A 12,603-nucleotide genomic window follows, 5' to 3' on the forward strand; every position below is an offset into this window, starting at 1 on the left:
CGGCCTGATTTAAGGCGATAGTCCATCCATTTTATGTCACATAGCGAATAAATCTGCCACACATCCATCCATTTTAAATAAAAAGGATTCCCTAAGGTTTTATTGACAAGACCCATCGGTCGGTTTAACTTTTTAAACATCAATATTATGGAAAAGAGCCTCAAACGCATGGCCACCATGCAACGAATGCAAGTCACCGGATTGGAACTGTTCTACAAAAACGGGTATTACAACACAAGCGTAGATGATATCTTAAAGGAACTATCGCTTTCAAAAGGAGCGTTTTACTATCATTTCGATTCCAAGGAGGATTTTTTCATCCAGATTATCGAAAACCTTCTGGCCCGTAAAATGTATAGCATGTTGATCGAACCTATCGAAGGCCATGAGAATACACTGGACCTCATCATGAACTGTTTTGAGGACGCCCTTGAAACCGCAGTTCACAACGAACGCGATTTCGGTTTTGTGCTCAGCAATTTTATCAACGAGTTCAACGGCCGCAACGAAAATATCATGAAACATTTGAACGACATCCTCAAAATTTGGGAGGTCAATCTCGTTACCGCCATACAGCGTGGAAAATTTAATGGCCATATCGACAGACACGTCGATAGCGAGGGCGTTGCCGTATTTCTTATGAGTGCCTATATCGGTGTTCGGACCTTAATGGTCGAGACGTCCCCGAGTGCAAGAAAATACCGTTTTATGTCGCAGTTGCGGAATTATTTTAAGGCTATGGAACCTAAGACCACAATGATATAAAATTGTTTTTATACGTCGTAGTCCATCTTTCCGGTTTCCTATTTTTTCAGGACGCTTCACGATGTCTGCTTGCCGACAAGCTGCCCTGTAGACATACATCGGTCTATATCGATTTTGCCCCCCTAGAGACATCAAGGGGAGCCCGTGAGATTCTGCACCTAAGATTAGGTTTAAAAAAACAGGTGGATAGCTAACCGTCAGCGCGACAGATTCAGTATAACCATGGAACAGTTGGTATGTTATTATCGGTTCAAAACGGCCTCAACCTTCTCAAACACATCCCCCGGTAAAATCGTTTGCATCGCCGTTTCATATCCCTTTGGCATTTTGTTGCCATAGACCGAAGTTGGGATCAGCGGAAATTTTTCTCGATTTGCCAAAAGGGCATTATCGGCATCTTGACCAAAAGGATAAAAGCCCGCAAACGGATGGGTAATGCCCCAGAGCGTAATCACCGGAATACCGTACATGGCCGCCAAATGACCGTTGCCACTATCCATGGACAGCATACCATCAAGGTTAGAGATCAAGGCAAGTTCTTCGGGAAAAGAAAGTTTTCCGGAGACGTTGATACAGGATGTAAAATGGGTCGCTAACGCCTCGAGCTTTTTCTCTTCTTCCTTACCTCCGCCAAAAAGAAAAATAGCATACTTTTCGGTATCGTCGAGCTTCCGGATGACTTCCTCCATCAAACGTAAAGGGTACATTTTTCCCTCGAAAGCGGCGAACGGAGCGATTCCCAACCATTTTTTGGTGTTCGAACCAATAAGTTCCACTGTATTTTCGGACAGTTCTTCTTTGGACAAGGGGACTGCCTTAGACAGATCTACCGGAAAACCCAATGCACTAAAAACATCCACATAGCGCTGATGGGTGGTCTTCAGGGGTGTAAAAATCTTATTTTTTGAGGCGGTCAATCCCTTTTTATCCGCCCGTCCCTTATCAATTTGAAAAAATGGGATTCCCCCAAAACGGAAATAGCGTTTTAAAACTTTGCTTCGAAGTACATTGTGCAGGTCCGCTACGGCATCTATGTGGCGTGCGCGAAGATCTTGGTAAAGCGTATAGAGTCCGAATACCCCTTTATGCCTTCCTTTTACATCCGCTTCGAATACTTCTACATTCTTGAATTGAGCGAACATCGGAGCGAAGAAATTTTTGGTGAGTACCGTTATTTTTAGATTTGGATAGTCGTGGGTCAGCGCGGAAAGCACCGGTATTGTCATGGCCACGTCGCCCATGGCAGAGAGGCGGATGATAAGAAGTCTACGTCCCTTAACGTCCACATGGGGAGCCACTTTTGAAATTTCTTCGCCCTGTTTCATGTATTTGAGGAAAGGTAGTTTTTGTTTATCCCATAAAATACCTTATTTTTTCCTGCATTTTACCCTTTAAGGGATTAGGGAGCCTTTCGTAATACGGGATTCAACTCCTCGTCATTGTACATCTTCATCTGTTTATAAACTTTCATGTATTTGCTTCCGGATTCGATATCCGCCAAAAGTTGATCGATGGCCGTGGAAAGGTCCTTACGTTGCTCGAGCAGCACATTGAGTTTGTCACTACATTTGTTTATGTGTTCGGCGGACGCATCGGTTCGCTCGGCCTCTTCTTGCATGTGGTAGATCTTTAGGGCCAAAATGGAGAGACGGTCGATGGCCCAGGCCGGACTTTCGGTGTTGATGGTGGCATCCTCCTTAACATCTACAGCACTATACTTTTCAAGGAAATAGCTGTCAATAAATTCCACCAGGTCCGTCCTGTCCTGATTGCTGGCATCTATCTTTCTCTTAAGGTTCAAAGCCGCTTTGGGTTCGATATCGGGGTCGCGGATGATATCCTCATAATGCCACTGCACCGTATCTATCCAATTCTTCCGATAGAGCAAACGGGCGATATCGTCTTTAGCGTAAGGGTTTGCAAAAGGCTGATACACATCGTTCTTGACGTGGTACTTATCTATACTTTCCTGAAAAATTTTATAGGCGAAGGCACTGAAATCCATACGTATTCTTTTAAACAAAGTTATAGATTATTATCGAAGTTCGTGCCTTCAAGGGTTTAAGGTTCAATCGCTATACTTCCCAACAGCACCAGGAAAGGAACAACAATTGCGGCGATGAGCACAATTTCTTTGATATGTGCCCTTCGTATCGACTCGATGTATTTGGTCATAAAAACTACGGCCGGAAAAAAGGCAATCATCACAGGGTATACATTATCCGAAAGTTTGAGCAGGTTCACCACTAGCCCAATAACGAACGAAAATGCGATCAGGCGCATGGTAACTACCCTTCCAAATCCGGACTTACCCAATTTCAAAAATGCCAAAAGGCCCGTTAAAAACGTTACAGAAGCGAACAAAATAAGTTTTGTGCTGTGACCCCAATACGAGAAATAGCCAACGTCGAAGGAAAAATGCAACTGATAGTGTTCGACCAAAAATTCCTCATGACCTGCCAAAATCAAAATACATTTCGTAACCATGTACACCGCAAACAGACCTGCAAAAGGCACAAGCCAATTACGTATATTTTTTGGCGCGTAAAAATAGATAGCGGCAAAGACCAGTATAAGGAACAGTATGGCCCAATCGTAGAACAAACTGGAGACCAAGACCCATATCGTGGCATCGAAAATCTTAAACTTGGTTTCTCTTGAAGAACGCATGCTGATCAACCTTCTTGTGGCCAACAAAAGAAAAAAACTACATAAAATGGCATTCGAATCGAGCAGTGTTTCCGGAAAGACTACGGTCAACAGTACATAAAAAAGTATAGAAAACGAATTCGAACCCGTGACCTTGTTCCGTTTTACGATAAAATTGACCAAGAAAATACTGAAAAGCAAAGCCCCTAGAACCAACATGTTCTGCAACAACTGCGGGGACGCGTAAATTCTTCCGAACAGGAAAAAATGGACCCCCCAATAAAAAATGAACAGAAACGTTAAAACAATTATGTAGTTGATTGGCTTTGTTTTGCCAAAAATGATGGAAATCATCCCGACTTTTTATATTTTTGCTTTGTAAATATAGCTAAGATGACTTCATTTTTTAAAGGAATAGAGGATTTGTTCGTAAACCATCTTTTTTGGCCGTTAGACCAATTGCGGTATATGGACAGTTGGTGGGGGGCCAATTTTTTCAACTGGATCTTGTTTCTAATCGGTTCCGCGGCTTTTATCTACTGGATGCTTCAATTGAAAAAGTTTGATGAGAGCGGAGAAGAGAATACGAAATCGGTGCCAACAACATGGAATTACGAATAAGCCGAGACCTCTATAGGCCATAATTGAAGGTCAAAGGTCGAACCCGATATCATTTCGGTAGTTCATTCCCTCGAAACCAATTTGGTGAATGTTTTGATAAGATATATTTAGTGCTTCCTTGAAATTTTTCCCATAGGATGTGATTGCCATTACCCTTCCACCGTTTGTGACCGTTTTGCCATCTTTGTTCGTTGTACCCGCATGGAAAACCAGCGAATCATCGATTTTTTCAAAACCTGTGATTGTTTTTCCTTTTTCATACCCTCCGGGATAGCCTCCTGAAACCAACATGACCGTTGCCGCCGTGCGCTCGTCGATTTCCAGATCAACGGCATCTAAACTCTGATCGGCAACGGCTTCGAAGAGGGATACCATATCATTTTTGATCCGCGGAACGACCACCTCGGTTTCCGGATCGCCCATACGCACGTTATACTCGATGACCTTGGGGTCGACGCCAACCTTGATCAATCCGATAAAAATAAAGCCCTTGTAAGGTAATTCATCCTTTTTAAGGCCCTCTACGGTCGGTTTGACGATGCGCTGGTGGACTTTATCCATAAACGCGGTATCCGCGAAGGGAACGGGGGAAATTGCGCCCATTCCGCCGGTATTGAGTCCGCTGTCTCCTTCTCCGATGCGTTTGTAATCTTTTGCGGTGGGAAGCACCTTGTAGCCCTTTCCATCCGTCAGTACAAAAACGCTCAACTCGATACCCGATAAAAACTCCTCAATGACGACTGTAGTACTGGCAGCACCGAATTTCGCATCGACCAACATGGATTCTAGTTCATTTTTGGCCTCTAGCAAATCGTTCAAGATAACCACCCCTTTACCGGCGGCCAGACCATCCGCTTTCAAAACATAAGGGGGGTCGAGGGATTCTAAAAAAGCAAAACCTTTCTGCAAGGTATCGGCCTTGAAACTTTCATAGGCCGCCGTGGGGATATTGTGGCGCATCATGAATTTCTTGGCAAATTCCTTGCTGCCTTCCAGCTCCGCTGCGGCTTTTTGGGGGCCGATTACCGGAATATGAGCCAAATCGTCATCATTGAGAAAAAAATCATGGATGCCATTGACCAAAGGATCTTCAGGGCCGACGATTACCATATGAATACTTTCTTCTAAAACTGATTTTTTTATGGCATCGAAATCATTTACCCCGATTGGTATGTTCTTGGCGATTTCGGCAGTACCTGCGTTGCCCGGGGCAACGAAAAGATTAGTTAATTTCGGGCTTTGCTTAAGTTTCCAGGCCAAAGTGTGCTCGCGGCCGCCGGAGCCTAGGATGAGGATGTTCATGGATGTCGGTGTTGAAGTGGTTTTGGTCAAAAATAAGGTTTGAAATGGACTTTATTCGAGAAATATCCAATTTTGGATTAGGACAGTTTGGTCAGCTTAGAGAGATTCCGGCTAAGTTGATGTTGAAAACAGTTTAAGTCCGGTTCTATTGTGCCATATCGATTAACGTGTTTCGAATCGTATACGATACTGCAGTCGTTTCTCATGAATTCACTAAATAAATCTCATCGAATTACAAATACCCAATTTATACAGTTTCGGAATCGGATTCCGAAACTGTGTAAACTAATTTTTCCTAAACCTCGTCGATTGATGAGTCTTCGCTCTTTTTGCTTTCCATCTTCCTTTTCTTAGAACTTTTTTCCTCCACCTTTGATTTAAACCGTTTGACCTTTCGTTTTAGTAAGATTTTCTGCTTTAAGGTTGTGAAATTATAGTTGTATTTAAAGAAAATATATCCCAAAAAGATAACCACGGACACCAACATGATTACCATACCCAAATTTTTGGCCGTACTGCCTAAAACAATAAACAGGGTTACAAAGAGTAGATTAAAGCAGCCTATGATAAAACTCGCCTGTTTGTGCGTAAGGCCCCAATAATCGATTAAAACGTGGTGTGTATGGTTTCGATCAGGTGAAAACGGACCTTTTTTGTTGGCGATACGGATGGCAAAGACTCTGGCCGTATCAAAAAGCGGAACGATAAGTATACTTATGGCTATCAACGGCGCGTTTTCTAATAAAAATGGGAGGTCGGTATAAGCAACAGGGCGCAATGCCAAAAATTTTAGTGTAAGCACACTAATAATAAAACCTACAATTAATGAACCCGTATCTCCCATAAAAATCTTTTTATCCGAGGAGAGATTAAACCCCAAAAAAGACATAAGACTGGCGTTTAAAGCTATAGCCAATAAAGCGAAAAAATATTCTTCAGTCAAATAAAATATGGTGGTATAGATTACTAAAATAACAATACCTACAATAGAGGCCAAACCATCGATACCGTCAATAAGATTGTAAGAATTAATGATTGTGATCATCATGAAACCACCAATAATTAAATACAGGTAATAAGGTATTTCATTGATGTTCAAAAAACCATTCAGAGAGTGGATTGTAAAGCTAGGGTTGGCCAGTATGAAGGAGATAGCGAAGACTTGGGATATAAGTTTTGCGCCTGGGGATATGACTACGAGGTCGTCTTTAAGACCCACTATGAAGAGTATTGTTAGGCCGGGTATAATGTACATAGCTTCATCGAAAGCGTCTCTGCCATTTATGAAAAATAGAGCAAAAATTAAGGTATAGAAAAAGGATACTCCCCCTAGGGTAGGCGTCCTCAAAGTATGGGAACTTCTATTATTCGGACTATCCATTAATCTTTTGTACTCGACAACGCTGATTATCTTTGGTATCGTCAAATACGTAAGAAGAAAAGCCCCAATAAAAAGCGATATGGCAGTTTCTAGAAAAAACAAAACGAATGTTTAGGCTCTAAAAGTAGCAAAAGTTGAATCAACAATGAGAATTTCGATTGAAATAGTGCAAAATGGGCTAGGCGAAAAACACTCCAAATCATGCGCTCCATAAATTTTCATAAGATTCGCTAATGAATTTCCAAGTATATCTTTTTTTAGCGGTCTGTTTCATTTTCAAAGCCACGGTGTCCAAATTTTTGGCATATGCTAGGTCATTTTTTAACAATTTCAATAAATCTTCACCAGTCTTGAAGTAAAGTGCCTCGTTATTTGTTGTATAACGGTTGTAATCAACATCAAATGCAACTATAGGAAGACCCAGATACATCGCCTCGACCAAGGAAGGATTGGTGCCCCCCGCACTATGGCCATGAACATATAGAAAACAGTTAGCCCTTAACTCGTTCAGTTTGTTTGGATCATATATTGGGTCCAAAAGATATAAATTTTCTTTATTCACATATATTTCCCGTAATTCTTTCCCGTATTCACTGTTATTCCAATTGCCTACCACTACCAAATTAACCGTTGTTTTGCCGAAGGCCTCTAAAATAATATGGATATTGTTTTCTGGTTCAATCCGGCATACCTTAAACGCGAAGTTCTTAGGCAAACACAATTCTTCCAAGGTTGATTTGCTTAACTCTTTATAAAATACATGATCTGCACCATAGGCAATAAGAGTACTCGGTTTTGCGTATTCGTGAAATACATGATTTTCAATTCCCTCATTATCCACAACGGTTACGTTGCTAAACCTCACCGCAATCTTCTCTTGCATTTTTAAATATTTTTTGGCGATGTCGCCCCATTTATCGCGCTTCCATTCCAGTCCGTCGATATTGGTAATTATCTTCTTATTCGTGAACCATTTTATTACAGGAATCATAAAGGCCCCGCTTACACCCAAAATCAAAAGGACATCCGCAAAGAACATCGCATGAACAATTGATATAACATCATAAATTATGCTTGATTTACCGTTTGCGTGGAAAGGAAGATATCTTAGTCTGGCGCCCAAGTAAGTTTCCTGACGCTCGCCCCTGTAATTTGGTGAACTACAATAAATCGTAAAATCGTATTTACCTCCAAGTTGGTCGACCAAGTTTTCGGCCAAAGTCTCGAACCCGCCATATTTAGCTGGTATACCCACAGTTCCGATAATCGCTATTTTCAAAGTGTTGGATTTTTCAAAAATTATTTGTCAATTTGGAAAGCAGGTCAACCGATTAAAATAGTTTTATCCATCAAAAAGATGAGCAGCTCCGTTTTAATTTTCTACTTTCGTTTTCAAACACGAAGCACGTGTCACTGGACAAAGTTAAGAATATAGCACTCTTTTTCGTAGTGGCAAGCATCCCATTAGCCAGGCTCTACAACATCAATTCTTACGCCGTCGCACTATTTTCTGCCCTATACCTATGTTCGCCGAGAAAGAGATTTATTCCCCCGTTAAACACCTCAACGATTCTTTTTTTTCTCTACTATGCCATTTTGGGGATTAATCTGTTCGTCGTCGAACAACCTAAAATAGATTCGACGCTGATTAAATATCTCCCCCTGTTATTATTACCGTTTTCGGTTTCGTTTATTAAGTTTAAAAAGTGGGTGCTTCATGTCTTTCTATATACCGTTCTTTTCTCTTGCCTTGTTTGTATCGTTACCACCTATATTCGAAGCAAAGGTTATATTTTCTATTATCACGACCCTACCGAAATACTCGACTTGCAGCTAAACTATTTGGCTATCTTCGTCTGTTTTGCCCTAGCTATAGTCTATTACGAATTGCTAACGGCAAATGTAACCAAATTGCAACACTATTTTTTTATCCCCTTTCTCTTTTTCAGCCTTGCGATTTTCTACAACCGCACGAGTATTATTGTGGCTTTTATACTGACCGTTTTTTTTATGATTGCCTATTTAAAAAAGAAAAGCAATCTAAAATTTTTAATAGGATTTATCGCTTTCTTCATCCTCTCGGCGTTTTGGATGGCGAACCGGCCTATTGTTCAAAGCAAGTTCAAGGAATTAGCCCATATCGATTTCCATGCCCCAAATGATTACAATAACGGTGTATATAGCCGGATACTGTCTTGGGAGTGTAGTTGGCAACAAATAAAAAACGCAGGTTTTTTTGGCGGTGGAACCAATAACACATCGCATATTTTGACAGAGTGCTACAAGAAAAGAATAGGTGAAGAAGCTATTCAGGTCGTCGAAGGTTACAATGCCCACAACCAGTTTTTACAGACCACACTAGATTTAGGGTATTCGGGATTGGTCGTCCTTTTGTTAATATATGGCCTTTTGCTTTATATTGGTATTAAGAAAAAAGATACGTTACTTTTGTTCTTTTTTATCATAATGTTCCTTTTTGGAATCACGGAATCTTTTATGATACGGCAATGGGGCGTTGTTTTTTTTGTGTTCTTTGCCCCTTACCTATTGGGCAGATGGGATAATCGAAAAAACCGAATTGAATTATAATGAATTGAAATCAAGGGTTCAAAAAAATAAAGTGCCTTATGTTATTGTTACCGTGTCATTCGGTTATTTGAAATACAAGCCGGTTTTAGATAACCGGCAACTTGACCACCTTTAAATCGTATATGGTATTTAGTTCGACCGTTTTTATCTTCTTGTTTCTTCCCCTTGTCCTTGGTATCTATTTTTTGCTTCAGAACAAGCTTAGAAACCTCTTTCTGCTGATTGCAAGTCTCTTTTTTTATGCTTGGGGCGAAGGTCTGCTGGTGTTGCTAATGATGGGCTCTATTGGGATGAACTATATTATGGGCATTGCCATTTCCGAAAGTTTGGACAAAAACCGGCCTTTGACTTCCAAAATGTTTTTAGCATTGGGCGTAGGTCTTAACCTTTTGGTATTAACCTACTACAAGTACATCCATTTTCTAGTCGAAAACTTGGCAATGGTCGGAATACATATCGATATCGACATCTCTAACGTGACCTTGCCTATCGGTATCTCGTTCTTCACTTTTCAAAGTATTTCTTATTTGGTTGATGTTTATCGGAGTACAGTAAAAGGCCAAAGGAGTATTGTTAACTTGGGTATGTACATTGCACTTTTTCCACAACTTATTGCGGGCCCGATTGTGAGGTATGTCGACATCTCGAAAGAAATCCAACGGAGAACCGTAACTCCTGCACTCTTCAAGACAGGTATTACACGTTTCTTGACCGGCTTCGCAAAAAAGATAATTATCGCTAACAATGTTGGCTTGGTCGCCGATAAGGTTTTCGGTGCACCGGTTGGTGATCTATCTACGTCTTTAACCTGGATTGGGGTGCTTTGCTATACCTTACAGATTTATTATGATTTCTCAGGGTATTCGGATATGGCAATCGGTCTTGGAAAAATGTTCGGGTTTAACTTTAAGGAGAATTTTGACCATCCATACATTTCTAAATCTGTACAGGAATTTTGGCGAAGGTGGCATATTTCCCTTTCCACTTGGTTTAGGGATTATCTCTATATTCCTTTGGGCGGCAATCGAAAAGGCAAATATAGGACCTATGTCAACTTATTGATTGTGTTCTTTTTGACCGGTCTTTGGCACGGAGCGAGCTGGAATTTTATTGTTTGGGGTATGTTCCATGGATTTTTTCTCATTGTTGAACGGATGGATTTTTTCAAGTTACCCTCGAAATTCACTTTTTTAAAAAGATTTTATCTACTGCTCGTTGTAATGGTCGGTTGGGTAATCTTTCGTGCCGAAAATTTAGGCTATGCATTGGAATATATTGGAACCATGTTCGCTTTCACGGGAGGCACCTATGCATATCCGTATTTGTTCCTCAATACCTACACTTTAACGGTCATTGCATTGGGAATACTCTTCTCGGCCCCACTGAGGGCACTGATTGTAAAACGTGCTGCCATGATAATCCCCAATCCAAATTCTGCCATTGCCTTAGAGCACATTTTGTATGTGTCCCTTTTTATACTGTCTCTGTTAGAACTGGCTCAGACCACCTACAATCCGTTTATCTATTTTAGATTCTGATATGGTAAAAAAATATGCAACCGCGCTATTAATCGCATTTCTGGTGTTCGTTACGACATGCCTTTTAATGGGTATTACCGGAGCGAAACCTACTGAAATAACAGTCTCTTTAAGCGCAACGGTTTTGAAGGACGATGTTTTTCAAGTTTTCTATTCGAACCAAGGAGAGGGTGCCTTTACGGAGAAGCAAAGCGCAATTACTGAGATAAAAGGAGGCGGCGAACCGCAGACAATCGAATTTGTTATTCCGTTGGATACTTCCCTAACCCAATTGCGTATCGATATTGGCAACAACAGAAATCAAATGCCCATAAATTTTTCGACCGTCCGGTTAAGAACCCATGAAAGTTCCTATGCCTTCGATATTTCGAAATCGTTCTTAAAAAATGTATGCATCACCGAAAAGGATGGGAAATTCATTACTCGAACGGTCTTGAATAGTTACGACCCCTTTTTTATCTCGAATTTTGATCTATCTCCAATATTGGAGAAATTGGCCAAAAAGCAACCATTAGTGGCTAATAAAGTGGCTTATTTCTTGGCATTGATTTTTGCAGTAGCTGCCTTTATTTCATTTTCCTTAAAAAAAATAAGATTAGCAAACCTCAGGCCCAATGGCTATATTTTTGCCTTCGTATTAATCATTGCGGCACCGCCCATAGTGAAGCTGTTCGGTTTAGAACAGAAAACTGAAAGCATGGAGAAAAGGGAATTGGCAAAGCAACCCGAATGGGCATTCAAGGAAAGTTTTCCCAGGGAGTATGAGGCCTATTACAACGACAACTTCGGCCTGCGTCCCACTATCATCAATTGGGCGAGCGACCTGAAAATAGGGCTCTTCAGGGATTCGCCACAACCCGAATTGGTACAGTTCGGCAAGAATGGATTTTTGTTTTTTAACGAGCATAACGAATTGGATGGGGGCATCTACTCAAGCTATTCCCATACGAATTTGGCTTCGAGGAAACAGCTTGAGAATGCCTTTCGAAAACAGTTCGATCTAAAACAAGACCTAACTAAGCTTGGTATTCGCTATGCCGTAGGTTTTTGGCCGAACAAACACAGTATTTACAACAGTTCGCTCCCTTTTACGATGAAAATACAAGTTCAAGGTGAAACTTCCTTGGCAGACCAGGCCGTACGGTTTTTCGAAGAAAAAGGCATGCCTCTTTTTGATGTTCGCCACAATCTGTTGAAAAACAAAAACGAAAAACAGTTGTATTTCAAGTTCGATTCCCATTGGAATGCAAACGGGGCCTACCTAGCTTATCGCAATTTCTGCGAGCAGACTTTTAATGAGTTGGGCCTAACTCCGTTTCCGGTGGAAGATTTTGACATATCATATTCCAAAATAAGAAATGGTGATCTTACCAATCTCTTGGGAATTGACAGTATTTCGGGTTATTACGACAAAAAGCCGAATTATAAATTCAAAAATAGTAATAGTACCTATCACTTCGTCAATCCCGGGGGCATCTATCAAAACACATTTGTTACCGAAAACAACAATTGCGGTAACGACAAAGTGGCGTTGGTCTTTAGGGACTCGTACGGGGCCGCTCTTGTCCAATTTTTATCGTTGCACTATTCAAGGGTAGTTTACGTTGCTAAAAGTCCTGTTGATATGTATTGGGTAAATCAAGTTAATCCCGATGTGGTAATCTTAGGGGTGGTCGAAAGACGTTTGCCTTATATTTTGGACACCGTGGGCAAATCTGTGGATTCTCTCCCATAACATACCTTAAAGATTCGCAAACT

The 12,603-nt window shown here is 41.0% G+C and carries 11 protein-coding genes; 5 read left to right on the top strand and 6 right to left on the bottom strand.

From position 1 onward, the window contains the following. The first annotated feature begins 147 nt into the window (after positions 1–147). Entirely contained in the window at positions 148–765 is a 618-nt protein-coding gene (locus tag BLT07_RS02380) for a TetR/AcrR family transcriptional regulator (protein WP_091865310.1), read from the top strand. A gap of 242 nt (positions 766–1,007) precedes the next feature. Here the strand turns inward: BLT07_RS02380 and BLT07_RS02385 are convergent, their stop codons facing one another. The 3 genes from BLT07_RS02385 to BLT07_RS02395 all read right to left on the bottom strand — a co-directional run bounded on the left by BLT07_RS02385 (position 1,008) and on the right by BLT07_RS02395 (position 3,768). Then, complete coding sequence (locus BLT07_RS02385) at positions 1,008–2,090, bottom strand: glycosyltransferase family 9 protein (RefSeq protein WP_245726425.1); 1,083 nt, start codon at positions 2,088–2,090, stop codon at positions 1,008–1,010. Positions 2,091–2,164: 74 nt separating this feature from the next. Then, positions 2,165–2,770, bottom strand: coding sequence for a DUF4254 domain-containing protein (locus BLT07_RS02390; RefSeq protein WP_091865312.1), 606 nt, complete (start codon positions 2,768–2,770; stop codon positions 2,165–2,167). 56 nt (positions 2,771–2,826) lie between these two features. Continuing rightward, positions 2,827–3,768: a DUF6427 family protein gene (locus BLT07_RS02395; protein ID WP_091865315.1), complete on the bottom strand. Its 942-nt coding sequence runs from the start codon at positions 3,766–3,768 to the stop codon at positions 2,827–2,829. Between the two features lie 39 nt (positions 3,769–3,807). Between BLT07_RS02395 and BLT07_RS02400 the strand changes: the two genes are divergently transcribed. After that, positions 3,808–4,035: a DUF6341 family protein gene (locus tag BLT07_RS02400; RefSeq protein ID WP_091865316.1), complete on the top strand. Its 228-nt coding sequence runs from the start codon at positions 3,808–3,810 to the stop codon at positions 4,033–4,035. A 30-nt stretch (positions 4,036–4,065) separates the two neighbouring features. Here BLT07_RS02400 and purD read toward each other — a convergent pair whose 3' ends face one another. The 3 genes from purD to BLT07_RS02415 form a co-directional block, all read right to left on the bottom strand. Beyond that, entirely contained in the window at positions 4,066–5,337 is a 1,272-nt protein-coding gene (purD, locus tag BLT07_RS02405) for a phosphoribosylamine--glycine ligase (protein ID WP_091865318.1), read from the bottom strand. Positions 5,338–5,632: 295 nt separating this feature from the next. Next, positions 5,633–6,820: a glycosyltransferase family 4 protein gene (locus BLT07_RS02410; RefSeq protein WP_091865320.1), complete on the bottom strand. Its 1,188-nt coding sequence runs from the start codon at positions 6,818–6,820 to the stop codon at positions 5,633–5,635. A gap of 97 nt (positions 6,821–6,917) precedes the next feature. Then, complete coding sequence (locus BLT07_RS02415; protein ID WP_245726426.1) at positions 6,918–7,997, bottom strand: DUF1972 domain-containing protein; 1,080 nt, start codon at positions 7,995–7,997, stop codon at positions 6,918–6,920. Positions 7,998–8,125: 128 nt separating this feature from the next. Here BLT07_RS02415 and BLT07_RS02420 point away from each other — a divergent pair, with 128 nt between their 5' ends. The 3 genes from BLT07_RS02420 to BLT07_RS02430 all read left to right on the top strand — a co-directional run bounded on the left by BLT07_RS02420 (position 8,126) and on the right by BLT07_RS02430 (position 12,580). Continuing rightward, on the top strand, positions 8,126–9,307 hold the full coding sequence (locus BLT07_RS02420; RefSeq protein ID WP_175455229.1) for an O-antigen ligase family protein: 1,182 nt from the start codon (positions 8,126–8,128) through the stop codon (positions 9,305–9,307). Between the two features lie 122 nt (positions 9,308–9,429). After that, positions 9,430–10,845, top strand: a complete 1,416-nt coding sequence (locus BLT07_RS02425; protein WP_091865326.1) for an MBOAT family O-acyltransferase — start codon at positions 9,430–9,432, stop codon at positions 10,843–10,845. A 1-nt stretch (position 10,846) separates the two neighbouring features. Next, entirely contained in the window at positions 10,847–12,580 is a 1,734-nt protein-coding gene (locus tag BLT07_RS02430) for an alginate O-acetyltransferase AlgX-related protein (protein WP_091865328.1), read from the top strand. Positions 12,581–12,603: the final 23 nt, after the last annotated feature.

The sequence above is a fragment of the Pricia antarctica genome (assembly GCF_900101815.1).
GTDB lineage: Bacteria > Bacteroidota > Bacteroidia > Flavobacteriales > Flavobacteriaceae > Pricia > Pricia antarctica.